Annotated in this window: 23 protein-coding genes and 2 pseudogenes; 4 read left to right on the forward strand and 21 right to left on the reverse strand. The window is 55.9% G+C overall.

Annotation, left to right across the window (positions count from 1 at the left end):
* The first annotated feature begins 56 nt into the window (after positions 1–56).
* The 3 genes and pseudogenes from AC0L2L_RS24995 (at position 57) to AC0L2L_RS25005 (ending at position 2,905) form a co-directional block, all read left to right on the forward strand.
* Positions 57–473, forward strand: a complete 417-nt coding sequence (locus tag AC0L2L_RS24995) for a hypothetical protein (protein ID WP_473582039.1) — start codon at positions 57–59, stop codon at positions 471–473.
* A gap of 496 nt (positions 474–969) precedes the next feature.
* Positions 970–1,339 (forward strand): annotated as a pseudogene (locus AC0L2L_RS25000) (sunset domain-containing protein).
* Positions 1,340–1,381: 42 nt separating this feature from the next.
* Positions 1,382–2,905: an ApeA N-terminal domain 1-containing protein gene (locus AC0L2L_RS25005; protein ID WP_473582041.1), complete on the forward strand. Its 1,524-nt coding sequence runs from the start codon at positions 1,382–1,384 to the stop codon at positions 2,903–2,905.
* Between the two features lie 260 nt (positions 2,906–3,165).
* Here the strand turns inward: AC0L2L_RS25005 and phnL are convergent, their stop codons facing one another.
* The 14 genes from phnL to AC0L2L_RS25075 all read right to left on the reverse strand — a co-directional run bounded on the left by phnL (position 3,166) and on the right by AC0L2L_RS25075 (position 16,789).
* On the reverse strand, positions 3,166–3,873 hold the full coding sequence (phnL, locus tag AC0L2L_RS25010) for a phosphonate C-P lyase system protein PhnL (RefSeq protein ID WP_473582043.1): 708 nt from the start codon (positions 3,871–3,873) through the stop codon (positions 3,166–3,168).
* A 50-nt stretch (positions 3,874–3,923) separates the two neighbouring features.
* Complete coding sequence (gene phnM, locus AC0L2L_RS25015; RefSeq protein WP_473582045.1) at positions 3,924–5,129, reverse strand: phosphonate metabolism protein PhnM; 1,206 nt, start codon at positions 5,127–5,129, stop codon at positions 3,924–3,926.
* A complete protein-coding gene (gene phnK, locus AC0L2L_RS25020) occupies positions 5,130–5,927 on the reverse strand; it encodes a phosphonate C-P lyase system protein PhnK (RefSeq protein WP_473582047.1) in 798 nt (265 codons plus the stop codon).
* Positions 5,924–6,874 (reverse strand): alpha-D-ribose 1-methylphosphonate 5-phosphate C-P-lyase PhnJ, encoded by a 951-nt coding sequence (locus tag AC0L2L_RS25025; protein ID WP_473582049.1) that lies wholly within the window; start codon positions 6,872–6,874, stop codon positions 5,924–5,926. The genes phnK and AC0L2L_RS25025 overlap by 4 nt, the downstream gene beginning before the upstream one ends.
* Positions 6,871–7,980: a carbon-phosphorus lyase complex subunit gene (locus AC0L2L_RS25030; RefSeq protein ID WP_473582050.1), complete on the reverse strand. Its 1,110-nt coding sequence runs from the start codon at positions 7,978–7,980 to the stop codon at positions 6,871–6,873. Before AC0L2L_RS25030 ends, AC0L2L_RS25025 begins: the two co-directional genes overlap by 4 nt.
* Positions 7,981–8,586, reverse strand: a complete 606-nt coding sequence (phnH, locus tag AC0L2L_RS25035; RefSeq protein ID WP_473582052.1) for a phosphonate C-P lyase system protein PhnH — start codon at positions 8,584–8,586, stop codon at positions 7,981–7,983.
* On the reverse strand, positions 8,583–9,038 hold the full coding sequence (phnG, locus tag AC0L2L_RS25040) for a phosphonate C-P lyase system protein PhnG (protein ID WP_473582054.1): 456 nt from the start codon (positions 9,036–9,038) through the stop codon (positions 8,583–8,585). The genes phnH and phnG overlap by 4 nt, the downstream gene beginning before the upstream one ends.
* Positions 9,039–9,283: 245 nt before the next feature.
* Positions 9,284–9,985: a phosphonate metabolism transcriptional regulator PhnF gene (gene phnF, locus AC0L2L_RS25045; protein ID WP_473582057.1), complete on the reverse strand. Its 702-nt coding sequence runs from the start codon at positions 9,983–9,985 to the stop codon at positions 9,284–9,286.
* 69 nt (positions 9,986–10,054) lie between these two features.
* Positions 10,055–11,284, reverse strand: coding sequence for an alkaline phosphatase family protein (locus tag AC0L2L_RS25050; RefSeq protein WP_473582059.1), 1,230 nt, complete (start codon positions 11,282–11,284; stop codon positions 10,055–10,057).
* 26 nt (positions 11,285–11,310) lie between these two features.
* Positions 11,311–12,339 (reverse strand): ABC transporter ATP-binding protein, encoded by a 1,029-nt coding sequence (locus AC0L2L_RS25055; protein ID WP_473582061.1) that lies wholly within the window; start codon positions 12,337–12,339, stop codon positions 11,311–11,313.
* The gene (locus AC0L2L_RS25060; protein ID WP_473582063.1) at positions 12,336–13,352 is read right to left on the reverse strand and encodes an ABC transporter ATP-binding protein; all 1,017 of its coding nucleotides are present in this window, start codon (positions 13,350–13,352) and stop codon (positions 12,336–12,338) included. Before AC0L2L_RS25060 ends, AC0L2L_RS25055 begins: the two co-directional genes overlap by 4 nt.
* A gap of 35 nt (positions 13,353–13,387) precedes the next feature.
* Positions 13,388–14,902, reverse strand: a complete 1,515-nt coding sequence (locus tag AC0L2L_RS25065; RefSeq protein ID WP_473582065.1) for an ABC transporter substrate-binding protein — start codon at positions 14,900–14,902, stop codon at positions 13,388–13,390.
* 70 nt (positions 14,903–14,972) lie between these two features.
* Positions 14,973–15,875 (reverse strand): ABC transporter permease, encoded by a 903-nt coding sequence (locus AC0L2L_RS25070; RefSeq protein WP_473582067.1) that lies wholly within the window; start codon positions 15,873–15,875, stop codon positions 14,973–14,975.
* Positions 15,876–15,877: 2 nt separating this feature from the next.
* The gene (locus AC0L2L_RS25075) at positions 15,878–16,789 is read right to left on the reverse strand and encodes an ABC transporter permease (protein WP_473582068.1); all 912 of its coding nucleotides are present in this window, start codon (positions 16,787–16,789) and stop codon (positions 15,878–15,880) included.
* Positions 16,790–17,134: 345 nt separating this feature from the next.
* Between AC0L2L_RS25075 and AC0L2L_RS25080 the strand changes: the two are divergent.
* A pseudogene (locus tag AC0L2L_RS25080) lies at positions 17,135–17,266 on the forward strand (hypothetical protein); the annotation flags it as partial.
* Positions 17,267–17,505: 239 nt separating this feature from the next.
* Here the strand turns inward: AC0L2L_RS25080 and phnF (AC0L2L_RS25085) are convergent.
* The 7 genes from phnF (AC0L2L_RS25085) to AC0L2L_RS25115 all read right to left on the reverse strand — a co-directional run bounded on the left by phnF (AC0L2L_RS25085) (position 17,506) and on the right by AC0L2L_RS25115 (position 26,659).
* Positions 17,506–18,207, reverse strand: coding sequence for a phosphonate metabolism transcriptional regulator PhnF (gene phnF, locus AC0L2L_RS25085; RefSeq protein WP_473582070.1), 702 nt, complete (start codon positions 18,205–18,207; stop codon positions 17,506–17,508).
* A 401-nt stretch (positions 18,208–18,608) separates the two neighbouring features.
* A complete protein-coding gene (locus AC0L2L_RS25090; RefSeq protein WP_473582072.1) occupies positions 18,609–19,385 on the reverse strand; it encodes a class I SAM-dependent methyltransferase in 777 nt (258 codons plus the stop codon).
* 1,123 nt (positions 19,386–20,508) lie between these two features.
* The gene (locus tag AC0L2L_RS25095) at positions 20,509–22,233 is read right to left on the reverse strand and encodes a pyridoxal phosphate-dependent aminotransferase (RefSeq protein WP_473582074.1); all 1,725 of its coding nucleotides are present in this window, start codon (positions 22,231–22,233) and stop codon (positions 20,509–20,511) included.
* Positions 22,234–22,376: 143 nt separating this feature from the next.
* On the reverse strand, positions 22,377–24,269 hold the full coding sequence (gene asnB, locus AC0L2L_RS25100; protein ID WP_473582076.1) for an asparagine synthase (glutamine-hydrolyzing): 1,893 nt from the start codon (positions 24,267–24,269) through the stop codon (positions 22,377–22,379).
* Between the two features lie 32 nt (positions 24,270–24,301).
* Entirely contained in the window at positions 24,302–25,216 is a 915-nt protein-coding gene (locus AC0L2L_RS25105; protein WP_473582078.1) for a class I SAM-dependent methyltransferase, read from the reverse strand.
* Between the two features lie 28 nt (positions 25,217–25,244).
* Positions 25,245–25,844, reverse strand: coding sequence for a CDP-alcohol phosphatidyltransferase family protein (locus AC0L2L_RS25110; protein WP_473582079.1), 600 nt, complete (start codon positions 25,842–25,844; stop codon positions 25,245–25,247).
* The gene (locus AC0L2L_RS25115; RefSeq protein ID WP_473582081.1) at positions 25,841–26,659 is read right to left on the reverse strand and encodes a phosphocholine cytidylyltransferase family protein; all 819 of its coding nucleotides are present in this window, start codon (positions 26,657–26,659) and stop codon (positions 25,841–25,843) included. The genes AC0L2L_RS25110 and AC0L2L_RS25115 overlap by 4 nt, the downstream gene beginning before the upstream one ends.
* Positions 26,660–26,668: the final 9 nt, after the last annotated feature.

Below are 26,668 nucleotides of genomic sequence, written 5' to 3' on the forward strand. Positions count from 1 at the left end.
GCGACAGGGCTGATTTCAGCGTTGGCAGGCTGGGCGGCCGATTTCGTTAAGGAGCGTTGGTCCGAAAAGCGTTCAGCGGGATATGCCGCGATGCGGTGCGCGGTCGCTTTGAACGTTACGCTGCCGATTGCTGGAACAATGCCAATATGAGCGAGGGGCATTTTCAAATGGTGGAGGAACCTTATTCGGAGTCTCTTCCACCTGCTCCGGATATTCCCAAGGATATTGACTGGCGTTCTGTCGATCCAATTTTGGCGGATGCGGTCTTGTCTTTCATGACGTCTAGCAAGATCGCCGAATCAGAGGCCGCGTACGCGCGCGTTTACGAAGGTAACCCCTTCGACTTCGACGATGCCGCTAGGATGCTAGGGCGTCGGGCGTTGGAAATAGCATCCAAACTCCGCTCACGATATGGGATGCAACCAAGCGCAGAGTACGAGAAGATGCACAAGCGACTGAAAGGTAGCGGCTAACAGCTACGGTCTGACTGGATCGAAAGGCCCGCCATCGTAGCAGCGGGCCAAATTGCAATCCGGTTGGGATTTCACTCGTCCCGGAAATGCTGCAGCGAGGCGTGACGCAAATCCTCCTCGCCTCGCCCGATCGGCCCAGGTTTGACCCATATCGTTGTCGGCGGCTTCATGCCCTTTGGCGGCTGTGACGTTGCCCCCGGTTCCTGTCCAGTTTTGAGCTCGTTTCCGGCGTGGGTTGTGCCCTGCTGGGCGGGTGAAGCGACGGGCACTGGCGCGGAGCCTTTGGCATAGAGCAGCATGATCGACGGTCGCGGATTGAAGGCGCTGGCGAACTCGGCCCGTGTCTGCCAGGCGATTTGGGAGTGCGGCCGCGCGGTGTTGTAGTCGGCGCTCCTCAAGGGCCTTGCAATTGGCTGGGAATAGCCCTTGGAATGGCAGCCTAGGGTGATGGACTCCCACACGCATTAGACGCATTCTCTTACAGGGGGAAAGGGGCGTGGGCAGAGTCCACAGTCATCAAGGCGCGAACCAAGCTGACCGGTGGCGAAAACGGCTCTGGCACAGGCGGCGGAGTTTGTGGCGGCTGCGATATCTTTTTCCGTTGGGAATGGTCCCACAGGCTGTTTTCTTCACGGTAAGGCCGAGCAGTCTTGAAGCTGTCGCTGGGCTCGTGCCCAAGGGTTGGTTTGGCGGCGCCAGCGGTTGTGACATCAAAGGCAATATCAGCATCAACACCGGCGAGCGCATCTACCATGTGCCTGGGCAAGGGCACTACAGCGAGACGGTGGTCACAGCGAGCAAAGGCGAGCGATGGTTCTGCAGAGGCCGAAGCGCGTGCGGCTGGCTGGCGTCGAGCGAGGCAGTAGCCGGATTTGAAAACCTTAGATTGAGAAAACAGCGTATCCCAGATGACCGAAAAGTGGACCGATGGCTTCAGGGGCCTTGGGAAGTTCGATCTGCCCTCGCAAGCGGGGGTGTATGGCGAGTTGTCACTGGACGGATACGATTCAAAACTCGTGCTGTATGACGTCGAGCATGAGCTTTATCCAGGACCGTTGGACCTAATCCTTCACGGTGTTGTCGACTACACAGTCAAGATTTTTCTGGTCGATTGCATCCCGATGGGCAGCAGCCAAAAATCAGACGCTAAAGGGAATACTTCAAAACATCAGCATACAATATTTCCTCACCACGTGATATTTGGCGATATTCATGTCAGCGACACAGATTCTATATTTACCTCGATTCTTCTGCGCCTGACTGACTCCTCCAAGCTGTTCTACGACTTCGATACCTTTGGAACTATTATCGACCCCAATCTTGTCAAAGCGACCTTGGCTACAAAGGCAGCAAACCGCGGCCGTGACGTTTTAGTGGGAGAACATCCAGCTCTTGCATATTTTACAGGCAAACACTCGATCATACGAGTTCCAACCGAAATCGGGACGATTTCGGCCAACAATTTTCCGACGATCTCATTGGGAGGGCCGACAGGCAGCGGTTTCACCAACTCAATCTGGGTAGAAATTGAATTCGTACGCGGCCAGAGTTTCAACAATGCCATCGACTTGGCATTCTTGCTTGAGCCATTCTTTTCCACGGTCGCCGGGAGGCCTCAGAGGTTCGAAGAGATCAGGTTGCTTTCACGCTCAACCGACGGGCCGGACACCGACAGTCCTCCCTTGAAGTTCGAAGTTTACAGCAGCATGAAGCAGCATCTGCGATTTCCTCTCGGCAGAGGCCCCCATCCAGCCGATCTACCGATTAATCCGGTCTGGCGGCCAGAGGAATTTGCAAGCGTCTTGACGGACTGGGTGAGGCGCGGTTCCGATTGGCGAGATGCGCGTGCGCGCTATTCCGAATGCCTGCGAAAGCAGGACCTGTTCGACATAGACCGTCTGGTGGGTTCGGCCAATATGTTCGACATTCTCCCGAGTGCCGCGGCGCCAGCAGAAGTCGAACTATCCGAAGAGCTGAAAACTGCCCGCGATCAAAGCCGAAAGCTCTTCCGTGCACTGCCGGACGGCCCCGAACGAGCCAGCATTCTTCTGGAGCTCAAGCGACTGGGAAAAAGCAACCTTAAAAACAAAGTCCGCCACAGGGCAGCTCCGATAGTGGCAGCAGTGGGGGACAAGTTTCCAGACCTGATTTGGGTATTGGACCAAGCCGTCAATTGCAGAAATCACTACGTGCACGGAGCGCTTGGCAAGGTCAAAGTCGATTACGCCGCCAATTTTCACGACCTCGGGGGCTTCTTCACAAAGTCGCTCGAGTTCGTTTTCGCGGCCTCCGATCTGCTTGAGGGTGGATGGGATATCAAGGCCTGGGCATCGCGGAGCTCGACGCTGTCACACCCGTTCTTCGAGTACAAGTTCGGCTACAAGGAACACTTGGAAATTGCCAAATCCCTGATCGGTGAGCCTGGCGGATAAAGCGCCGAAGAAGTTTCGACAGAATGCTGATTTTTTCAAGGCGTACGACACACATGCTGATCGACAGAGCCGTGTCCCGCAATCAGGCCCAGCTCTGGATTGCGCCGCCAATGGGAGCAACACGACGCCGCCCTAACACAGAGCGCGAGCTTGGTCGGCTCCCCTAAACCGTCGGCCGCGCGATTAGATGGCATACCAGGTAAGGATGGCTCCCACATCAGACCGCCACCTTGCCGGCAGCAAATTGCGACCGCCCGTCGTCAATCGAAAGCTTTCCCGACCGCGAACAACCGGTCAGCGACAGCTCGGCGTACCTCTTCGTCATGGAAGATGCCGACGATCGCTGCCCCGCGCGCCTTGGCTTCGGTGATGAGGTCGACGACGGTGGCCCGGTTGGCGGCGTCGAGGGATGCCGTCGGTTCGTCGAGGAGTATGATGGGATAGTCGACGACGAAGCCGCGGGCGATATTAACACGCTGCTGCTCGCCACCGGAGAAGGTGGCTGGTGCGAGCGGCCAGAGCCGTTCGGGAATGTTGAGGCGCGTGAGCAGCGTTTTGGAGAGCGCCTTGGCCTGATCGGCCGGCATGCCGTTGGCGATGGCGGGTCCCGCCACGACCTCGAGGGCGGGCACCCGCGGGATGACGCGCAGGAACTGGCTAACGTAGCCGATCGCGCTGCGGCGGATTTCGACGACCTCCCAAGGTTCGGCGGCGAGGAGATCGACGGTTTCGTTCCCATGTACGACGAGGATTTTGCCGGCGTCCGGCTTGTAATTGGCGTAAAGCGAGCGCAGGAGCGTCGACTTGCCGGCACCGGAGGGACCGACAAGGCAGACGCATTCACCGGCTTTGACCGTGAGTTCGATATTGTCGAAGACAGGCAGGACAATGCCGCCCTGGGCGTGCAGCGTGAAGGTCTTGGCAAGGCCAACGGCGCGAAGTGCGGGGTCCGTTGCTGAGGAGTTCACCAAACAATTCTCCTTGAGGTCATCGGAATATGCTTGCGGTCCGCTTTCTGTCAAAATACTTGGCGGCCTTGCCTCCACACTCCACGAACAACGGGAATGTTGGAGATTTCAACGATGTGGCAGAGATCGGCACGGGCGCCGATTCCAATCATCCCTCTGTCGCAAAGGCCGGTCACCGAGGCAGGGACCGAACTAACGGTGGAAATGGCCTTCGCAAGGCTCATGCCGATCGGATCCTTTGTCAGTTGAAAAGCTCCATGCAACAGGCTCGCCGGAACGTAATCCGAGGCAAGGATGTCGAGGTGACCGGTTGTCGCCAGCTCACGGGCGCTTATGTTTCCAGAGTGCGAGCTGCCGCGAACGACATTCGGTGCGCCCATTAAGATACAAATGCCAAGAGAGCGCGCCATCTCCGCAGCAGCCCGGGTTGTCGGGAATTCAGAGATCAAAACTCCAGCGTCATTCGCTTCTCGAACGTGTTCAGGTGTTTCATCATCGTGGCTGGCGAGCGGCAGTTGCCGAGCGCGCGCAAGGGCAATAATTCGGCTTCGGTTTTGAGGTCCGATCGTTCGTGAGGCATCGATCCATGCTTTGATTCGACGGTCGGCGTCCTCTGCCAACCAGCCATGCTGACTGATCTGCATTTCACGGAAGCGTTCGAGTTGCGGCGATTGGCGGTGACCAGGGGCATGGTCCATTACCGATACGAGTTTCACAAGCGGATCGCCGACCAAAGGCGTGAACCCGGACATCACCTCTTCGTCAGTCACCTCGCAACGCAGATGCAGAAAATGATCCGCTCGAAGCAGTCCATGGTCCCTGGCTTCACGTATCCCGTCAATAAGTACAGGTAGGATGCGTGCTCGATCAGCTTGTCTGGTATGATCCCGGGTCGTTGATCCTATGCAGAGGGAATCGAAAACTGTTGTGATGCCGGCTGCTATGACCAGCGCATCGTGTGCCATGATCGCCGAAAGATGATTCCACACCACGCCGGCCCGCGGCAGTGCATGCCTCTCCGAATTGTCGGTATGGAGATCGATGAGGCCTGGCGTCAGATACCCGCCTTCGAGGTCGATCGCGCCAGGCACTGTGCTTCTGCCGGCGGCGATGTCGTCGATGTAGCCATCGATAATGTGGACTGTTCCATCATAAACTTCATCCGCCAAAACAAGTCGCGCGCCGGTCAACGTCAGGTCGTTCGTGGAGAGCTTTGCCGCCGCACCGTGCGGTGAAGTATCATTTCTTATGATCATTCAGAGCACCGAGGAAACGAGAAGCTGTGTGTAGGGATGATGCGGATCGTCCAGAACCTGGTCGGCGAGGCCGGTCTCCACCATGTTTCCTCGCCACATCACGATGATGCGGTCCGCCAATAGTCGTGCAACAGACAGGTCATGGGTGACTATCACGACTGCCACTCCGATATTCATGACCAGGCACCGCAGCAGGTCGAGCAGCCGGGCTTGAACCGATACATCGAGGCCGCCAGTCGGTTCGTCCATAAAGACGAGGCGCGGCTTGGTAACGAGAATTCTGGCAATTTGCAGACGTTGCTGCATGCCACCGGAAAACGTTTTCGGTCGATGATCTGTGCGCAGAAGGTCAATCTCAACCTGGGCAAGCCAATCCTGAGCTTCCTGTCGTATGCGGCCATAGTGCCGCGCACCGATCGCCATCGGCCGCTCCCCTATATTGCCACCGGCGCTGACTTCCATTCTAATGCCATCTCGCGGGTTTTGGTGGACGAGTCCCCAGTCCGTCCGCATCAGCTTCCGGCGTTCCGGCTCCGATAAGGTCAAAATGTCCGTCGGTCCTTTATGATTTAGATCGTAAATCACGGAACCCTGATCAGGCATCAAACGACCTGATAGGCAGCTGAGCAACGTCGACTTTCCGGATCCGGATTCCCCGACGATCGCGATGATTTCCCCGGGGAAGAGATCGAACGAGAGGTCCCGGCAGCCTACCGTCTTTCCATACATTTTTGTGAGCTGCCGGACGGAAAGCAGCGGCTGGCGGCGAGTGGGCTGGAACTGAGCTGCTGCTCTCATCGTGATTCCGATCCCGTTGAGGTTTTCGAGGGTAAGAGCAATTCGATGTCGGCGGGATCTGCACGATCCGGTCCAAGGTGACCATGGTCCCGGCGAGTAGTGCAATAATCGGTGTCTGAGCAAACGAACATCCGCCGTCCCTTGTCATTCATCACGATCTCATCGAGATAACTGTCAGTCGCCCCACAAAGGGAGCAGCATTGCCTCCATCGCTGCACACGAAACGGATGGTCTTCGAAATCGAGACTCTGCACCTGTGTGTAGGGGGGAACGGCGTAAATCCGCTTTTCACGGCCCGCGCCGAAAAGCTGAATGGCTGGATTGTTTGCTATCTTCGGGTTGTCAAATTTGGGAATAGGTGAAGGCGACATCAAATATCGCCCGTTTGTCATAACTGGATAGCTGTTGGTCGTCGCAATATGGCCAAAGCGCGCGATATCTTCGTAAAGCTCGACACTCATCAGACCGTATTCTGCATAAGCATGCATCTTACGGGTTTCGGAGTCCCTCGGTTCCAGCCGGCGCAACGGTTCGGGCGACGGCACTTGGTAGACGATAATTTGCCCCTCCTTGAGAGGCGTTTCGGGCACCCGATGACGCGTCTGAATGATTGTGGCAGCTTCGGTTATTTCGGTCGTAGCGATGCCGGCCACACGCCTGAAAAATCGCCGGATGGAGACAGCATTGGTTGCGTCGTCCGCGCCCTGGTCAATCACCTTCAACGTGTCGTTTGGTCCAATGACACTGGCTGTCACTTGAATGCCGCCGGTCCCCCATCCGTAGGCCAGCGGCATTTCGCGGCTGCCAAACGGAACCTGAAGGCCTGGAACGGCCATGGACTTCAAAATGCATCGTCGGATCATCCTTTTGGACTGTTCGTCCAGATACGCAAAATTGTAGGGTTGACGGAAGCTGCGGCCGGCTGCGTTGCCATGATGTGCCGTCATTCCGCGGCCTCCTTGCTCGAGCGGCGGCGGCGGTTATGCTCCTCCCGCAACTGTCTTATGAATTGCAGGTCGCCCTGGAAATCGACATAGTGAGGCAAAGTGAGATGCGAGACGAAACCGGCCGCCTCGAGATTGTCGGTATGGGACAGAACGAACTCTTCATCCTGAACAGGGTATTTTGCTTCCTCGCCGTATTCGCGACAACGCAACGATCGGTCAACGATTGCCATTGCCATCGCCTTGCGCTCACTCTTTCCAAATGAGAGGCCATATCCGCGGGTGAAGCGCGCAGGCTCATCTTCCGAGCCCCCGAAGAAATCCAGCATCTGGCATTCCGTGACGATGATGTCGCCAATAGAAACAGAAAAGCCCAATTCCTCGGGTAGGATTTCTATTGTGACGTCCCCAACCCTTGTTTCCCCTACGTAGGGATGGGCAGCGCCATAGCCACGCAGCGCTGAATAGGCCAAACCCACGACAAATCCCTCATCGCCACGGGCGAGATTTTGCAAGCGCTGATCGCGACCGGCGGGTATGTCAAGAGGATCTCGGGTAAGATCGAAAACCGGTGACTGGTCGGGTTCCGGCAACTCGGCTTCAATCAGGTCTTCGTCGGAAATGCTGTCGAAGGCACGCGGAAAAGTTGGATCCAGCGGATCATCCGCGACCTTCGCTTTCGGCTTGTCGCCGTCAACAATATCGAGGTGATCAAAATCAAGCAGTCTATGTGTGTACTCATAGGTCGAACCGAGTATCTGCCCTCCGGGAATGTCCTTGAAGGTTGCTGAGACACGTCGCTGAATGGCCATCCGGGCTGTGTCGAGCGCGTTTGACACTGCCAAGCGCGGTAGAGTCGTGCGAAACGCCCGGAGAAGGAAGATCGCCTCAACGGCGTCGCCTTGGGCTTGTTTCAATGCCAATGCCGCAAGCTCTCTATCGTAGACAGAGCCCTCACACATCACTCGGTCGACAGCGAGACCGAACTGCTCGGCAATCTGGCGAACCGTAAGTTCGGGAACTGCTGGGTCTCCCCGCCGATCCTCCGCAACCAAACCATGTGAGTTGAGGATAGCCTCCTCCCCACCTTTTACGGCAACATAAGCCATCTAGATCTCTCCGGATATGCTGCGAGGAAGAGCGATAATTGCATTTCCGGAGGTAAAGAGAACATCGACTCCACTCGGATAAAGCTCATGATTGAGCTCCCAGTCCTCCCAAAACCAAGATGCAAGCCCATCAACGTCCACCGAAACTTCGCGCTGGATGCCCGGTCCACGCCACCGAACGGGGGGACCGCCGTTTAAAGATGGCACTTGGACAACAATCGTCGTCGAGGCCTGAGGCTCCAATTCTGTTCCGGGATTGAACTCAGCCAAGCGCGGCATCGTCATCGGATTGGCCACAATGGCAAATGTCGACCTTTCAACGCTGTCCACAAACGGCACCCCGCAGTGAAACCCAAGGTACTTGCGAACCGAAGGTAGATTCGACCGGGAATCGAGCCAGACCGGTGTTTCGAAATCCGCAAGCGTGAGGCAGACGGCGGCGGTCGCCGGATCAAGGGGACCGACTGCCGCGGTGGCAGACACCAGCGTTTGCGGCCTGCCGACATATGCATACGCATCTAACACGCGGCGGAATGTGTCCTGGCTGTCGAAGACAGGATTTGCGAATCCGGGCTCAAGCCCGGCAGTATCCAAAACGCTGATCATTCCGGACTCATGCCTCGAGCCATTGCGAAAAAGCGGACCTTGGTCGAAGCCGCTTTGCGGCTTTTAATCTCACGGCGGGCGGATTGCGCGATTCCAAATTCGGTAACGAACCGAAGTACACCGCTCGCACCGTCATCTGTTCCTTGCAACATCGCATCGAAAACTGCCGCCAGTTCTGCATGACGTTGGTCGCGCCCGAGGACGAAGGCGAAGCCCGTCATGCCATCGGCCAAGCTAACGGCACATCGGGTCATCGTGACTTCACCAAGGTTGAATAGGGCCCCCGTACCCCCGGCGCGTGCGCGCACAAGCACGAGGCCGGTTTCCGGTCGGCGAAGCCAATCAAATTGCGGCTGGATGGCCAGGTTGTCCCAGGCCCGCTCAAGTTCATCGCACCGGGCTCGCGCGAGAACCGCCATCCATCGTTGCCGCTTTTCAACTTCAATCCGCACCGGTGTTCGCCGCTTCGTTTACAGGCCCGGCTCAGGACCGGGCTCATCAGGGTTTTCGCGCTGAATGCCTAGATGTCTAGGTATCTTGGATAGGCTTAGTTCCTTTTTGCAACGATTTAATGACAGGGCACGAGCCTATCAAAATATTACTGCGATCCGACTGGCAGAGGGCGGCCTGATCCGCCATGAGAGGTGGTCTCGGCGAATAAGCGAATAAGCTACCGTGTTCACGCGACTCTTCGTGCTTATTCGTTCGTTTCAATAAGATATTCGTACCGGTCGCTTCGTATGACGCTGAAAGCATATTTGATCGGTAACCCATCCGGGGTTACGTCGACATTGGTCTCAAAAAGTACCGGACTGGACGAAGATATTCGCAGTATCTGAGCTTCTTGCGGGCTCGGTCTTCGGGCCGTGATCCGTGTCCATTTCCGCTTATATTCCGCGATGCCGCAGCGCTTCAAGGCGGCAGTGGGAGAGTTCATTCCCTGGAATGCGGTGGCGAGGCCAGGAACGCGCGCTGCCGGATAGTAGCTCGTTCCGGTCGCCAAAGGCCAATCATTGATGAACGAGGTCGACCTGACCTCGGTAACCAGTGCTGAGGGAGCGAGGTTCAAATGACTTGCAATATCAGGTTCGACAGAAGTTTCGTTGATCGACAGTATCTCCCGCTTCACGGACTTGTTCTGACCAAGGAGCTTATAAGTGAACCTGGGATCGCTGTTCAGTTTGTGTGAAACGAAATCATCAGCAACAAAGGTTCCGACACCATGCTGGACGCGCAAGGTGCCTTCGGATTCCAAAGCCTTGATGGCATTGCGCACGGTATGCCGATTGACGCCAAATCGGTCTGCCAAGACAAAATCGCCAGGCAGGCGGCCATCCTGGAAGACGCCCGCATCGATATCATTAAGTAGAGCGGAGCGAACCAGTTCCCAACGCTTCATTGATCACCATTTTCTTTGTCGATTCGAATCAATATCGTCTCCTGGAGCGATATAGCTGCTCATTGTGTATTATCGGAAAAGCGGGCAATCGGAAAATGTATCGCTGGGCAGTCCAAGGACACATGAAAGCGTCGGAGTTAAGCGCGTCGCTTCAGCCCCTTCCGCAACCACATTTGGAACAGCCGGTCCGGAAATAATGCAGATACGATCATCCGCAGTAGAGCCAGGTCGAAAACCGTGGGTAGATTTGTATTTCGGGCAGCCGACCGGTTGGTCTGCCGGATGGTTTGCCGGGGTCTCTTCGAAATCACATTCTGGCGGCGCCGTGAAAGTGGCAATTCTGTTGCGGAGTTCAATTGGCAGATGATCGCCATTCCAGACCTCTGCGCCATACTGGACCAATTTCTTGGTTACCTCTTGGCGGTCCATATCGCTTTCAACCAATACGTGCAGCGTCGCACCTTCGGACTGCCACACCTTTCCAGGAATGATCAGGTCGGGCAAGATTGATGTTTTGATGTTACGGTGGCCATGATCGCTGACGATCGCAATCGTGTAATCATCACGCCGACCTGCCCGCCGCAGACTATCCAAACAACGACCAACGAGAGAATCCGCGAAAGCGATCGCGAAATGAGCTTCGTCGCTCCCATAGCCGAAGTCATGCTGGAAGGCGTCCGTGGCATTGATCTCCGTAATGAGAAGATCAGGTGCCTCTTCTGACTCGAGCAGGCTGGCGGCCGCGGCGATCGTAAGCTGGTCACCGATGAGCGTCCTCGTAATGCTGGATAGGCCGTCCGGCCCGCTGAATTCAGGTACATAAGAGGGCAGCGGGATGGTCTCCAGTCGGCCGCGTGGATCCTTTATCTTGAGCAGTGACGGCATACTCCCATCGCTGGGGATCTTGATGAAGCCCGGGCCACGCAGCCAGTAAGGTGGAATATAGATGGACGTATCTTCCGGCTTGATGAGGGCGTGCCCGATGCAAGCCACGTCGAGGCCGGCACGCGAGGCAAGAGTCGCAATCGTCGGAACGAGGAGGTGTTCAGCTTCAGCTGCAACAAATGCGCCGTCACTCAGGATGCGATTGCCAAAGATACCATGAATCTCGGCTCCGACACCTGTGAGTATGGAAGCCCGACCCGGCATGGAGGTCCCTGGTACCGCAGAGCGCATGCGGCGGACGAGATATCCATCGGTTGCCAGTGAGGATAAATTTGGCAGACGGTTGGCGTGTTCTTGGAAATAGTCGGCGCTCACGCCATCGACCATTATGAGAAGAAGTTTTCGATGCGTCATTGCATTCTCGCCCACTCAAAGAGAGATTAACGTTTTATACATGCTGCCCAATGGCCTGCGCTGACTTCCCGAAGATCTGGCGTGACCTTAGCACATTCTGCGCTGGCAATTGAGCATCTTGTTCTAAAGACGCAGCCTGATGGAGGTGTAACAGCGTTCGGAACTTCGCCTTGCAGAACTACCAGCGCTCGGCGAAGACTTGGATGGGGAACGGGAAGCGCTGAAACTAGGGCTTCGGTATAAGGATGAGCGGGCGCATCTCGAAATATTTTGGCCGGTGCGATTTCAACGACCTTTCCGAGATACATTACGATTACCCTGTCTGCTATATGGCTAACCACTCGCAGGTCATGCGAGATGAACAGGATCGTAAGAGCATGCCTTTCCTTCAGATCGAGAAGTAGATTGACGATCTGAGCCTGGACTGAAACATCAAGCGCCGATACGGGCTCATCGGCGACGACGAAATCCGGCTCGGTGGCCAGGGCCCTGGCGATGGCAATCCTTTGGCGTTGGCCCCCACTAAAAGCGTGAGGGTGACGCGAGCCGTGTGCCGGGGATATTCCGACTTGAGATAAGAGTTCGGCGATCCGACTGAGCCGCGCCTGCGTTGTCAGATGAGCATTGTGGATTGACAGCGGGTCACCAACAATTTCCGCCACAGTCATGCGCGGGTTGAGGCTGCTATACGGGTCCTGAAACACCATCTGCATTTGCCGCCGAAAAGAATACATCTCTTTGGACGACAGATCTGTCAGATCGGTCCCTTTAAATCGGATCCGACCGGAACTCGGCGTGACAAGACGCAGCAAGCTCCGACCCAATGTCGTCTTGCCTGAGCCGGATTCGCCGACCACGCCCACGATTTCGCCACGAGCAATGGAAAACGATATTCCGTCGACGGCTTTTATGGATTGTTTCAGCCTGAACGGTGAGATGTTGCGGAGTGGCAGATGGACGCGAAGGCTGTCAACTTCAAGCAAAGGCTTGCCACCATAGGTGATCGGGACTGCACCGGTTTCGGGCGTTTCAATCTCGCTAATATGAGCATTCATAGGACAGCCTCCGGCTCCCCAGCGGCCTCCACGATTTGACGCCAATGCATGCAACGCACGCTGTGCCCGCGGACTGTTTCGAGGTCCGGTGGGCGGTAGGCGCAATCAGCGGCTGCATGGCAGCATCGGGGGCGAAAGGAGCAGCCACTTGACAGGTTTGCGAGGTCCGGAGGATCGCCGGGCACGGCAGAAAGCCGCCGGGAAGATCCGTCTCCGGAGTGGAGGCCCGGCCGCGCTTTTAGTAGACCGCGAGTGTAGGGCATCCACGGATCGTCGAATATCTGCATGACATCGCCTTCTTCGACAATTCGGCCGGCGTACATCACCAGAACCCGGTCAGCGATCTCGGCGACGACGCTGAGGTCATGCGTGATGAACAGCAGTGCCATGCCGGTGTCCGCCTGCAACTCGTGAAGGAGGCCGAGAATTTGCGATTGAACTGTCGCGTCGAGCGCTGTGGTCGGTTCATCGGCGATGAGTAACTTAGGGCGACACGAGAGTGCGATCGCGATCATCGCTCTTTGTCGCATGCCACCGGACAGCTGGTGCGGGTAATCGTCCAGGCGGCGTTGAGCGTCGGGAATACCGACGCGATCAAGCATTGCCTTTGCTTGCCGGCGCGCCTCACGAGCACTGCACTGTTTGTGGGTTCGAAGAACCTCCGCGATCTGCTCGCCTATGGTGTAGACGGGATTAAGCGCCGCCGCGGGTTCTTGAAATATCATGGCGATTTCGTTGCCCAAGATCGTGCGTTGACGTCGTTGAGAAACCCGGAGAAGGTCCTCCCCTCGATAGAGGACCTTCCCCGCAACTACGCGCCCCATCGACTTTGGGACAAGGTTCAGGATAGAAAAGGCAGTTGCCGATTTGCCCGATCCGGATTCTCCGACAAGGCACACAGTACTCCCTTGCTGAACCGAGAACGACACATCTTCGACTGCTCTGACAGTGCGACCTTGGGAGTAAAAATAGGTGCGTAGTTTTTCGACGCGGAGAAGCTCACTCTGTTTCATCCAAGACTTACCTGGTTGCTGGGATGTCTAGCTTTTCACTTCGTGAAGTGAATGCTGTCGGGGCGAAAATCCAATGTGTATTCAGTGTTAGGGAGCCACTGAATACCTGATCGGACCCCGTAGAATTCCGGTGCGCGGTACAAATACGTGCCCGGAGCTTCCTCCTCAAAGAGGTCGATCATCTTCTGGTAGATGTCGTGACGACGTCCCCTGTCGAGTGTCGTCTCGCCCTCTTCGGCCAGTTCGTCGAAGCGCGTCTCGTCTTTCCAAAGATCCTTCGACCAAGTCATGTAGAGGGTGACTGCAGGATCCGTTGGCACGACCCAGTCAGAGCTGTTTCGTGCGGTAAGTACCGGATTGTCCTTGGCGAGTTGGGTCCATCCTTCATCGACGCGGACACTGGCATTTACGCCAATCGCCTTCCACATCTGCACGACGGCTTCCGCAACAGCAACGCCATTGGTGTAGTACACTGGGTGCGTCACGTAAAAGATCGGCTGCCCTTTGTACGATGATTCCTTAAGCAGCTGACGAGCTCGATCCGGGTCGAACGGCGGAGTCGGGCGATTGGGGTCATAAAGCTCGGGTCCCCATGCCTCGTATTGCGCCGAATGCGGAAGGGTGGCCTTGCCATCCCATAGGGCATCGACGAGCAACTGGCGATCGATCGCCAGATTGAGGGCCTGTCGGAGCTTCATATCGGCCATCACCGGATTATAGGTGTTGTATTGAATGAAGTGGTGGTTCATCAAGACACTGCGAACCTCGCAGCAGCCAAGACTTTCCACGGCTTTTAATTGATCCGGGGGAATGCTGTTGATAATGTCGACTTCACCATTTGCAAGTGCAGTTATTCTTGCCGACACCTCTGGTATGGACCTGAACGTCAATCTGGAGATCGTGGGGCGTCCACGGAAGTAGGAGTCATTTGCTTTGAGCTCCATGCTTTCATCAGGCTGGAGCTTGACGAAATCGAATGGACCTGTGCCCACTGGCTTTTGCCCAAAACCGCTTTCTCCGACCGACTCGAAATATGCCTTCGGCACGATTTCGCTGGTGTGATAGGCCAACAGCTGAAGCAGGATCGGGCTCGGTGCCTTCGTCGTGATCCTCACAGTTAGGTCATCAACGGCGTCGATTCGCTCGATAATCTTGAGAAGATTCCTTGCTTCGACATAATCGGAAGCCGGATCCAGGATGCGGTCGAACGTGAATTTGACATCAGCACTGGTGAGAGGCTGACCGTTGTGGAAATGAACATCGGGCCGGAGTGAAAACTCCATGGTGCGGTCATCGATCTGTTTCCAGCTCTCTGCCAAGCCGGGCACGAGTTCATAGGATGTCCGGTCCTTGCTTTTGGAAAAGTCCCTCGCGACCAGCGTATCAAACATGTTGTAGGTGATGGGTATGTCCACGTTCCCGAGAGCTAGCCCAGGATCGAAGTTGGCGCGAACCGTGTTGACGCCAACGGTGAGTGGCGGCCTGGTATCCTCCTGCGCGACAGCGAAGGTCGGCAGCAGCATGGCGACGGCCAAGAGTAGTTTTCGCATATGGGGTCTCCAAGATTAAGGTGATGGTGGCTAGTCTTTCCTGCAGGAAATGGGATTGGAGCTGCGGCTCTTACGTGCGGCTCCGGGGATCGAGGGAGGCACGCAGCCAATCACCGATCATGGCTGCCGCGACGGTGATCACAACGATCACGACACACGGACATATCGCGAGCCAAGGTGTGGATATCAGGTAGTTTCTGGCCTCGCCGAGTAGCGATCCGAGGGAAACATTTGGCGGCTGAACACCGACGCCGAGGAAAGAAAGTGAAGACTCCAGTACGACGATCTCGGCAAAGCTCAAGCTGGCCAGAACGACAACGGGCGAGAACGTGTTGGGAAGAACGTGACGCATCGCGATACGCCAAGGCGACGCACCTGAACATCGAGCCGCTTCGATGAAACTGCGTCCTTGAAGGGCCACGACCTGCCCGCGGACGATGCGGGCATACTTATAGTAGTCCGAAAAGCCGATGATCAGCACCAAAACGAGTGGATGCGTACCGGCTAATGCGACTGCTGTCAGAGCCACCAAGGTGGTTGGCACAGCGGCCTGCGCGTCAACCACAGCCGACAGGCATTGGTCGGCCCATCCTCCTAACGTTCCGGAAATCAATCCGCCCAGCGTGCCCGCGACGACGCCGACAAAGACACCGGCAAAAGCGATGAATAGCGTGGTGCGCGTTGCGAACAGGAGGCGAGAAAAAACATCGCGCCCCAGATGATCAGTTCCTAACGGATAGTCGTCTGTGCCGCCTGCGAAAACAGGCGGCTGGAGCCGATTCAATAGGCTTTGCTCGGAGATGTCGTGTGGAGTGATTGCGGGAGCAGCTAAAGCCAACAAGATCATGAGAAATAGAATGGAGAGCGAAATGATCGTCGCTGCCGGCGGGCGGCCACGCCGGGGTGGAGCCGGAACAAGCTTGTCTTCGGCTTCGCCAACGATTGGTCCCGGCGCGCGGATATCAATGCTCATGATCACCTCTCACGTATCCTGGGATCCAGCAGGCCATAGGCAACATCGACAAGAAGATTGGCGAAGATGATCGCTGCCGAGAAAACCAGGACTCCGAATTGAAGCAGGGCGAAGTCGCGTTTCATGACAGCATCGATCACGAGACGCCCTGCGCCAGGCCAGGCAAAGACCGACTCCGTCACGACCGCGCCCGCAACTAGGCCGCCGAATTGCAAACCCAGAATAGTCAGGACGGGGAGTATTGCGTTCCTTAGCCCGTGCTTCAGCACGACGACAGCTGGGCTCAATCCTTTGCTGCGGGCATAGCGCATGTAATCCTGCGCTAAGACCTCAAGCATGCAGGTTCGGACGAGGTGTGCTATGTTCGCGCACGTCGCAAGAGCGAGCGTGATCACGGGCAGGATAAAATGTTTCCACGTGCCCATGCCGCCACTCGGCAGAAGCCTGAGGGAAAGGCTGAAGATTAAGATGGTGGCGATGCCGACCACGAAATTTGGGATAGCCTGCATCACAACTGTTGCAGTCGTGAGCGAACGATCGAAGAGACCATTGTGACGGAGCGCAGCCCATAGGCCGCCGCACAAACCGATGGCGACAGACAACACAAACGCTGGAACGGTTAAAAGAAGAGTGTTCGGGACCCGCTCCATAAAAAGTTCGACAACTGGTCTTTTGGAGAAGAAACTTTGCCCAAAATCTCCCTGAAGGAGCGCTTCGCCATACCTTACATATTGTGTTGCGATGTCATCATTCAGTCCGAGCTTTGCCCTAAGCTCAATTCTTTGTGCTTCGGGCATCTCTGGCGGCATAAGGAAGCCTGTTGGATCTCCCGTCATCCGTGTCGCAAAAAACACGATGGTGAGAATTGCCCATAAGGTAAGTGCGCTGCGCAAAGCTCTAGAGATGAAGAACACAGGTCTTGCTCCACGCAACAGCCTGAGAGGCCATGGGTGATGTACAGATGTCTAGGTATCTTAGGAATCTTCGTGTAACGCTTTGATGACAATGGGACCAAGGAATTTGGTTTTCCTGCAAACGCGGATAGCTTTGGTCGATGTAGCGCCTCAGCCAGAGCCGGTTACGCAGCCAGCGTTGTTTGCGTACCCCCCGGCTTCAGCTAGCCCGTCGCTAGCGTCATGAGACCGAACCCTCAGAATTTGGTCAGCTGGCGGGTCGTTTACGGAGTGATCGAACGTTGACTCCATCGGGTCGGCCACAAAAATGCCGACGGCCAGCCACCCGGCTGCCGGGTCTTCGAATTCGCGCACCTTAACGAAAGTCCGGCAGCTCGGTGCGAGTGGAGGCAGGCAATGGGTAAGCGCGATGGCACGACGCTGCCGGCTGCATCCGAGCCAGCTTTCACTTGGCAGCGCGTGGCGGGAGCGGCGTGAGCCCGGGCCGCATGGAGCACATCGAAACGATGGAGCACCGCTCGTCACGACCAAACCTGGTGAGCCACTTCTGAGCTTCTTCTCGTATGCGGCCATAAAGCGGCGCGCCGATCGCCATTGGCTCTGTCGTAATTGCCGCTGGCGCTAACTTCACCGTGAGACCATCCCCTGTGGAGCGGGCCGGCTAATCCGCAGGGGCATCGCCGAATTAGCCACGGTTTCGCGCCGAATTTTCCGTGCTAATCATTGGTTTCGATAAGATATTCATATCTGTCGCTTCGTATGACGCTGAATTCATATTTGATCGGCAACCCATCGAGGGTTACATCAACATTGGTCTCAAACAGTACCGGGCTGGACGACGATATCCGTAAGCGTTGTGCCTCCTGCTGAGTGGGTCTTCGTGCCGTTATCCGTGTCCATTTCCGCTTGTATTCCAGGATACCGCAGCGCCTCAAGGCGACAGTGAAGGAGCTTACTCCTTCGAACGCAGCTGCAAGACCCGGAACCCGGTTGATTGCAACGTGGCTCGATCCGGTGGCCAAAGGCCAGTCATTGATGAACGAAACCCACCTGACCTCAGTAACCAACGCTAACGGAGCGATCCCCAAACGCTTTGCGATATCAGGTTCAACGGAAGTCTCGTTGACCGACAGTATCTCTCGCTTCACCGATTTGTTCTGACCGAGGACTTTGTAAGTGAACCTGCGATCGCTGTTCAGCCTAGGTGGAACGAAATCATCCGCAACAAAAGTCCCGACACCGTGCTGAACCCGCAAAGCGCCTTCAGATTCCAGGGCCTTGATCGCATTGCGCACCGTGTGGCGATTTACTCCAAATCGTTCTGCCAAAGCGAGGTCGCCAGGCAAGCGCCCATCCTCGAACGCACCAGCATCGATGTCACTGAGGATAGCAGATCGAACCACTTCCCATCGCTTCATACCTCACGACCTTCTTTTCCGACTTGCGTCAACAACCTTCTCCGAAGGAAAAATGGACAGGGGAAGACCCGACGACCGGACCACCCGCATCCAGCGGTTGACGTCTACTGATTTGCGCGAACAGCCCTGGTCATGCGTAAGGCTGGAGGAAGGCTGGAGCGAAGTGCAGGCGGGCCGTTAGGCACATGTTTCGTCATGCGCTCGGCGGATTTCGTCGTGATGATTTTGTTTTGGGGCATCGTCTCGCCAGACATCGCAAGCAACCATATGGTCGATGGAATAATAGCCGACCGGGCGATGCCAGCGGCAAGCAACCCGTAGATCGGATTCAGCCCAAAACACCAGCCGCGACCGACGCTGCGCGGCCCAGCGCACGGCGTTTTCGATGGCGACACACATTCTCATGGTGTTTTGCGGAATACCGACATGTACTGCCAAGATGCATTGTCAAACGGGCGCCCATGCCAGTCTCCGTGGCGCTCGAGAAGCTCAAGTCCGCTGATCTTTGCGAGTAAGTCGAGCTCCGTTGGATAAACATATCGCATTTTAGTGGGCATCGTCCGGTTTCCGGCCGGTGTGATCCAGAGGTCTTGAGAAACAAAAAGTTGTCTAGGTCGGTCATGCCTGGTAAATCGCACCATCGCGCGCCGTTCATCGATATGAATAACCGTCGTTCGTTGGTCACCATAGAAGCCTGCGCCCGAAAAATTCTCAGTATCTGGATAGTACAAGTGCACCACAAAGCGACCGTTGGGCTTTAACGCCTTCGCGACCGATTCAAAGCAGCCAATTTGTTGACCGACGGTCACCATAAGTGAAAAAGTGCTATTAACGCAGTACACGAGATCATATTGAGTGCCCAGGTCAAACTCTGCCATGTCGCCAAGGTGCGTTGTGACCGAATCGCCACCGGCTTTTGCACGAAGCGATGCAAGCATCCTTTGCGAGTTATCGAGACCGTGAACCGAAGCTCCTGTCGCCGAAAGGGGCAAGGCGATGTGGCCGTTTCCGACGCCCAATTCGAGCGTGGTTCCGTTCCTTGCGAAGGGCGTGAGAAAATTGACTGCCCGCGCATTCTCGACGGACTCATTGAGCGCTTCCACATATTCATCGTAGACATCGCCCCATATTTCACCATAGGCGGTGTAAGCGTCCTTCACTTGCGCATGATCTTTCATGAAGTCTTCCTCGATTACTTGTCCAGCCAGTATGTTGATACAGGCCCTTCGGAAATGGCCCGCCAGAGTTGCGCATACTGGTTTCGTGTTGCCACAGGTCACACTACCTCGCGCTCGCGAGTACGGGCCTTATCGCGGAAAGTCCGTTTTGTAGAATTTCGCTTGATGTTTCGGCGGAAAATTTTGATGCATGTCATTTCGACAGCTCTCTTGCCAGCAACAGCTTGACTGGAAGAGGGTGCGCTCGGCAGCGAGAGGACAGACCTTGAGCATGACTTTGCAGCGAGATGCAGGGCCGTATCCTGCGTGCTTTCGAGTTCATTATCAGACGGCTGTCGGCTTCGGGTCACGGCCGACGATGCGGAACTTCTGCCCGAGGTCGACAAAAGCGGCGAGCTTTTTTGGGAGGCGGTGGACTGTCGATGCCCCTGCCGTAGAATGCGATCTGACGCAGACCTAACATGTTTGCTTTACTTCCTCGGTTCCATCCATCACGACTACCCGCGACATGAACGCTAGTCGACAGTCCTCGCTGCCTCGTACCGAAGCGCTTCAAAACTCGTGCCAACTTTGGCCGATCGAGCCGAACGAAACTTTGTGGCTGCTTTTCATCGATTTAGCCTGAGCAAAACAAGAGATCGGGTAAGGCTGTGTTGCGAATCCGACAAAGGCGACAAGAGATGTCGGATGGCGTGTTTGAGACGACGGCCTCGGAGGCTGGAAAGTAGTCAGTGGGCCTCGGCCGGCGACACTAGGCGATTTTGATCGAAAGAAGGCGGTTTACGCAAACTTGCATATCGCTCCAGCCGGCGGTTGATCCGAGAGGTCGCACGTCGAGCATGCGTTCGGCGCTAACCACGACCACGTATCTGCCAGTCTTTGCAGATGCGTTTTGCCTCAGATCGACCCTACTTGTGCGGCCGCCATCTGCACGCTTTGCCGCCAAAGGGCCATGGTCTACCAAGTCTCCAATGTTGCGGATGACATATCTTCGGAAATATTGAATTGCACTATCAAGTCTCGGACGCACACTTCGCCATTGGCCAAAGATTTTCAATGAGCCTTTATGACAATTATAACCATGACAACGTGGTTTCCTCTCGCGGAATTTGGAAAGGACTGGTCAATTCGAAGCGTACATGTCACGTTCGACAGAGGCGGTAGTTGAGTGGCTCAATGTGCGCCGCAGGGTTTTTGCCAGCCTTTCGTTCTCCGCCCGACTTCGAACCGTCAGGCGAAGATATCGATCTGCGTCGTCCATCGCTTGGTAGCCGCATTCTCTTACAAGGACGGATTCAAAGAGAACGAGGCGGTGCTTGAGCTCAGCAGCGGATACCGAATTTTCAGGCAGCCGGCATAGGATGAAATTCGTTTGCGAAGGCACGACGTCGAGGCCCGGTACCGTCTGCAGCTCCTGGATGAACAGCTCTCTATCCTTTCTCAACAGTCTTAGACTGTCTTCCAGTTCCTCTGCGAATTCGGGCAGCAGGAACAGTGTGTATTCCGCAATGCCGTTGATGTTCCACAACGGCAGTTTCCGGCGCACGGCCGCAACCAGGGCGGGATCGCCAGCCATGAGGTAGCCGAGCCGGATTCCGCCGAGTCCGAAGACCTTTCCAAGGCTCTTCACCACGATCAGATTGTCACAGGACAGCACTAGATGCTGAACGCTGTTTGATCGGCCGTTGGCGGGAAAATCAATAAACGATTCGTCCACGATCAGCCGCCGCCCACGAGACCCTAGAGCCTCGGCCAGCCATGCCACGTCAGCATAATCAACAAGTCGACCGGTCGGATTGTTTGGATTTACAACGATTGCCGTATCTGCGCCTGTCGCCATTACGAATTCCAGGAAAGCTCGAACGTCGAGATCGAAATAGGGCGGAGCGAGGACGAAGTTGTTCTTCCGTTCGTCATCGAGTGGCGTTTGAAAGCCGGCGAACGTTGGCGTGGGAATCGCGATTGTGGGGTTCAGCACTGAATAGAGCGCCTGGATGAGATCGGTCACCCCGTTTCCGACTGCAATAAAGTCCGGCGGCTGCGAGGTCATCGCGCCAACAACTGAAACGATATCGATCTGCTGAGAAGGATAACATGTTAACACGCCTTCAAGCCTCGTCGCCAGCCGGTCGTAAAAAGCCGTCGGAGGGAAACGGGTATTACAAAGAAGCATGTGCTCCGCGATTGGCTTACGCCAATAACCTCCGACGCTCGTTTCCAGACGCCGCAGCAAGTTCTCCTTGTCACACCGAAATTCCGCTATGGATGCGTCGACACCGTCGCGGATATCGAGCAGTTCGGAGCCAGAATTCAGCTCATCTGCAAGGAGCGCCATCTCCAGCCCGGACAGACCCACGGCTAACGTGCTCAAGGTCTGACGTGGAACGTCAGATGCCGCGCCGTGGCTTTCAGGTAAAAGATTGCGTAGAACATCCACACTCAATCGATAAATCCCAGTCGGTGCGTCGGGCCGCCAGGCAGAGCCGCGCAATCCGCTGTCGGTATCGATTCCGTCAAGGACGTCACTGTCGAAAAGCGGCGTTCCCCATATTAGGAGAGTGTCACCCTCATGATCCCGTAGCCTCTCAATGAGGTCGCTGTGATGCCCATCGTGCCACGAAATGGTATTTGTGCTGTCCTGTAGGCAGAACCTATCGGATATGCCGCTGCTTAAGTTTTCAAGGAGAGCGACATCTTCAATGCCGTTTTCGAAACAGGCGTTGACGAGACGGTCCAAGAGCGGCTGACCGCTGATCGGGACCAATGGTGCATCGTAACTACCGCTCCACAGATGTATCTTTGGCGTTCTGAAATCGAGGATAAAAACGGCACGAGTTGCACCTACCATTTCGGGACTCCTTTCTTACAAGAAGCAAAAAGCGCGAATGCAAGCCCCTCCATCCCCAAATGAAAACGAAAACAGGCGATCGAAATATCCGTAATGCGTTCATATCGGTGTCATCCGGAGCCTATACGGGGCTCGGATATTCGTCATGAGAATACCTCTTTGAAGAATATCCCAAGGTTGGCCAGCAGCCAGAACTTCCGGCCAAATGAATCTGAAGGATTTCGTTGTCCGGCCTCGAACCAACGCCGCAAAGCAGCAGGGTCGAACAAATCTCCCAGCGGAGAGTCCTTGTCAAACAACAGCCTGCGGTATGCTGTTGCTCCCTCGCCAACGGCCCACTGTCCCAGTGGCAGCGGAAACCCCATCTTTTTGCGAGATAGAACAGATTTGGGCAAGACGCTCCGGTATTCCCTTCGCAAGGGGTATTTTGAGACGTCGAGACGTTCGCTGAAAGAAGCAATCGGACGCCAAAAAGCCTGGGCCGAAGCGATTGGAGACCTCCACCTCAACCGCTGAGAGCCGGGCATTGCCATTGCGGCGGTGACGAGCTGATGATCGGCATAAGGGACGCGAGCTTCAAGCCCAGCTGCCATTGTGGTGTTGTCAACCATTTCCAGCAACGCGGGCAAATGTGTAGAGACGAGAACATATGAGATCTTGCTAAAGAAATCTCCGCCCGCCTCCGCAAATTGAGTCGAGAAATGATCGAAAAGCTCCATCTCGTGCTCTGTTCGCATCTGTCCATCGATAGCAAGCGAACGGATCTCATCAGCCGGGAAGTAGCTGTAGCGCTCCAGGAAGAACTGCAGCTGACTGCAATGGACGCCGAGTCCAAGGCGTCGGCGTGCGATCCGAGCAAGGGCAGGTGGCAATGCGGTGATGATCTTGCTTCGATTGTAATCATACGGCGTACGGAACAATCGGCTGTAGCCAGCAAAAATCTCATCGGCACCCTCGCCGGTGAGGACGACCTTATGCTCCTTTGAAATCGCCTTTGCGAGCGTAAACATTGCGGTTTCGTTATGCATACCAAGCGGATGTCCGCGCAGGCGCACCAGCTCCGCTACGGCGTTGACATCGGAAGGTTCTCCAATTGGGACGACCCGGTGAGTGAGCCCCAATTCTGCTGCGACCTCGATGGCATAGGCCGTCTCGTCATAATCGGGGGGCTCGACCTTGCCGGTATAGCAGATCGGACGGATTTGTGAGCGAGCGGATGCCTCATAGGCCAGGATGCTCGAGTCAAGTCCACCGGACAACAATGCTGCGACCGGTGCATCAGGCACCAGCTGACGCTGGACGGCGCTTCCAAATAGTCTCCTTATGTCGGAATAGTTCGGCTTCGATCGCGAAATGCGCTCGGACAGATTCCACCAACGTTCGGACGTGTGTCGCCCGTTTGTTATGTCGAGGAGATGGCCGGGCTCTAACTTGGAAATCCCGGCAAACAGCGTCCTGGCGCCGACAACCGCGCGATAAGAAAGAAAACTGAGCGCGCCGATCATGTCGGGTCCGCGCATGACGCCCGGCCAGCGAATGAGAGCGTTCGGCTGCGATGCAAAGAGAAGGCCAACATCGCACATCGTGTAGTAAAGGGGTTTTACCCCCAAACGATCTCGGGCGATGAGAACAAGCGATTTCCGTGGATCGAAAAGCGCAAAGGCAAATATCCCGTCAAGGCGGTTTAAGAATGACTTTCCCCAAGCAATATAGCTAAGAACGAGAACCTCTGTGTCGGACATTGTCGAAAATGAAAAACCCATGCCCCTCAATTCAGCTTTAAGTTCCCGATAGTTGAATACCTCGCCGTTGTACGTTACCACCACCCCGGTATTGTCATCGCGATAGGGCTGATTGGCTCGAGCATGAGCGTCGACAATCGATAGCCGTCGATGCGCGAATGCTACCGATTGATCAACGTATAGGCCGCTGGCATCAGGTCCGCGATGAGCGAGAGCGTCAGCGCAACGCTCAACGGCCTCAGCACAAACGGGTGTTCCCTCGTTTTTGAGGACTATCCCAAAGATTCCGCACATTGGGGTCGCTCTCTTGGTACGAATAACGCCGATTACGTCCTCGGCTTTTTGCCGATCATCTGGATGCAGCCATCGCCGAACCAGAAGCGGGCCAGCGGGTGGTCGTAATGACGGTACATCGGAGCGAGGAAGCGCCGGAGATTATGGAAATTTCTCGTATATCTTGAGATCCTGCGGACCTTGTCGAAGCCGCACTCGCCATACCAGCCTCGGATTTGCACCTCTGTGAATGCGAACTGGTGATAGGTCGGCGCCTGGAAACGATCCCGGATCGTCACGAACAAATCATCATCGAAAAGACTCCGAAAGAATTCGCTTTCGCCAGGTATATATTCTTCCTCTTCGCCGTCCTTTATTCTCAACAGCCAGTCGATGGCTTCGCGTGCGGTGGATGCATCTAGGCTGTCAATGGAACTGCGGAATTGGTCGTCGCTTTGGTAGAGTTCTCGCAAGTGATTGATGCATCGGTAAATGACGCCATTGGCGGTACCCATAATCGTCAAAAAGAAGCTGCCGCCGGGACGAGTTACACGGGCAAGCTCTTCGAAGCCTCTTTTCGGATTGCTGGTGTGCGGCAAAACCCCTGCGCAATGGACAAAATCAAAACTGAAGTCGTCAAACGGTAGGTCGAGCACGCTGCCAGCGACGAGTGCCGAGCGCGGCCCGAAACGGCTGAGCCGCTTGCGCGCGCAATCCATCCAATCATTGCTCAATTCAAGCGAAACAACGTTTCGTGCCCCCTTGTCGAGAAACGCATAGGACGCATTCGCGTTGGAGCCGCAGCCCGCATCCAGAACATCAAGGCCGCGGAAGCTACCGGTTGGCAGGCCGAAATATTCCTCCTCGATTAGAGAGACCAGCCTGTCGAATATGTGGTCGTCATTCTCCTGCTGGCGCTGATAGCGATCAAACACGGTGCGAGTTTCGATCTCGAAAGAGTTTTCCATGTATTCTCTTCCCTTGGGTCAAACCGATTCACTTTGCGAGCAAGGCGACAGATCCGGCTGCGGCGAGCGTAAGGTTGCCCAAGCGCAACGCACTGCCGGTACCCGGAAATCTGAAGTTTGAAAGATGCAGGACCGACAGCACAAACCCTGCTCCGATCAATAGGTCGCCAAGGCCTTGCACCGGCAAGTAATGGTCGACGACGAAGAGCAACGCCAACACGAAGACGTTGTTATTCAGCGGCAATCCTCTGCCGAATCCGTCAGCGTCCAGTCCGAAAGTCGAAAAATAGCTGAGGCGCAGAGCCCCTGATAGGATGAGGCAGTTGGCAGCCAACAATGCGGGAACGGAGAACGCGTTGAAGGACAAAATCAGAACCGCTGGAAAGACGGCTGCGTAGACCAAATCAAGCAGCCCATCCAACGCGCCACCCAGCTGTGCCATCAAAGCGGACCGGTTCAAGGAACGCTTCGCGACCATGCCGTCGGCATCATCCGCCAAAAGAGCCCACAAGCCGAAACAGATGCCAATCTCGAAGCGCCCGATCAAAGCAAAGTAGATCGCCGTGGTGGCCAAGATCAGCCCAAGGGCCGTAATGGCATTTGCAGCGTCGAACAGATAGCGGATCATCCTTCTGCCTCCGCCATGGCGGCCGGAGCGCCGGCACTACGTCTGTGAGGCCGCTCGAAGGCGAAAATCCTTTCCGCCACCCGCAGGTCCTGTTCACTGTCGATCTCGTACCATCGCAAACCGTCGCATCGCACCGCGGCGAGTTGCAATCCGCGCTGCTCGACGAGATGCGCGAGCAACTCCTCGGTATAGGCTTTGATCGCGCCCGAGCCGATCAGGTGGTGGAGGGCCGGGACAATTACCGTTTGGAGTCCGGCGCCAGAGAACCGGATGAGGTTCATCATCTTGAACAGCGCCGGGCTGCCTGATACCAGATTTGCTGCCGTCTGCTTCAACCGGACTTCGGATATGAAGCCATCGCTGGAAAGCACGGCTGCCGACCCTTCCATGGATGGATCGAACGGCGCGACCGCGGCGGCATTTGCCGCCTCCCCCATGATCAGGTGGCGCAGTGCATCTTCTTCGAAAAAGACGTCTCCTTCGAGGAGATAACAGTCACCGGAAAGAAGCGTGTCGCGCGCCAGCCAGAGCGAGTATGCGCTCCCTGTCTTGTCGAAGACCGTTGACTCAATGTAATTGATCTCAAGCCGGCCGAAGCGGCTGCCGCATGCATATTGGATGGCATCCTTGCGATAGCCAACGACGATCGTGACCTTTTCGACGCCTACTGCTTCCAGGTTTCGCAGGGCGTTGTGAAGAATCGGCGTGCCGTTTACCTCGACCAGTGGCTTCGGCCGCAGATCCGTCAACGGACGTAGGCGAGACCCAAAACCAGCAGCGAGAATGACAGCTTTCCTGGGAGCAGCGGGAGGCATCTCATTCTC

It is taken from the genome of Mesorhizobium sp. WSM4832, from assembly GCF_055811115.1.

Coding starts and splice junctions, on each gene's coding strand:
- AC0L2L_RS25005 (WP_473582041.1), top strand. CDS start 1,382: ATGACCGAAAAGTGGACCGATGGCTTCAGGGGCCTTGGGAAGTTCGAT.
- phnM (WP_473582045.1), bottom strand. CDS start 5,129: ATGATCATAAGAAATGATACTTCACCGCACGGTGCGGCGGCAAAGCTC.
- phnK (WP_473582047.1), bottom strand. CDS start 5,927: ATGAGAGCAGCAGCTCAGTTCCAGCCCACTCGCCGCCAGCCGCTGCTT.
- AC0L2L_RS25025 (WP_473582049.1), bottom strand. CDS start 6,874: ATGACGGCACATCATGGCAACGCAGCCGGCCGCAGCTTCCGTCAACCC.
- AC0L2L_RS25030 (WP_473582050.1), bottom strand. CDS start 7,980: ATGGCTTATGTTGCCGTAAAAGGTGGGGAGGAGGCTATCCTCAACTCA.
- phnH (WP_473582052.1), bottom strand. CDS start 8,586: ATGATCAGCGTTTTGGATACTGCCGGGCTTGAGCCCGGATTCGCAAAT.
- phnF (WP_473582057.1), bottom strand. CDS start 9,985: ATGAAGCGTTGGGAACTGGTTCGCTCCGCTCTACTTAATGATATCGAT.
- AC0L2L_RS25050 (WP_473582059.1), bottom strand. CDS start 11,284: ATGACGCATCGAAAACTTCTTCTCATAATGGTCGATGGCGTGAGCGCC.
- AC0L2L_RS25055 (WP_473582061.1), bottom strand. CDS start 12,339: ATGAATGCTCATATTAGCGAGATTGAAACGCCCGAAACCGGTGCAGTC.
- AC0L2L_RS25060 (WP_473582063.1), bottom strand. CDS start 13,352: ATGAAACAGAGTGAGCTTCTCCGCGTCGAAAAACTACGCACCTATTTT.
- AC0L2L_RS25065 (WP_473582065.1), bottom strand. CDS start 14,902: ATGCGAAAACTACTCTTGGCCGTCGCCATGCTGCTGCCGACCTTCGCT.
- AC0L2L_RS25070 (WP_473582067.1), bottom strand. CDS start 15,875: ATGAGCATTGATATCCGCGCGCCGGGACCAATCGTTGGCGAAGCCGAA.
- phnF (WP_473582070.1), bottom strand. CDS start 18,207: ATGAAGCGATGGGAAGTGGTTCGATCTGCTATCCTCAGTGACATCGAT.
- AC0L2L_RS25090 (WP_473582072.1), bottom strand. CDS start 19,385: ATGAAAGATCATGCGCAAGTGAAGGACGCTTACACCGCCTATGGTGAA.
- AC0L2L_RS25095 (WP_473582074.1), bottom strand. CDS start 22,233: ATGGTAGGTGCAACTCGTGCCGTTTTTATCCTCGATTTCAGAACGCCA.
- asnB (WP_473582076.1), bottom strand. CDS start 24,269: ATGTGCGGAATCTTTGGGATAGTCCTCAAAAACGAGGGAACACCCGTT.
- AC0L2L_RS25105 (WP_473582078.1), bottom strand. CDS start 25,216: ATGGAAAACTCTTTCGAGATCGAAACTCGCACCGTGTTTGATCGCTAT.
- AC0L2L_RS25110 (WP_473582079.1), bottom strand. CDS start 25,844: ATGATCCGCTATCTGTTCGACGCTGCAAATGCCATTACGGCCCTTGGG.
- AC0L2L_RS25115 (WP_473582081.1), bottom strand. CDS start 26,659: ATGCCTCCCGCTGCTCCCAGGAAAGCTGTCATTCTCGCTGCTGGTTTT.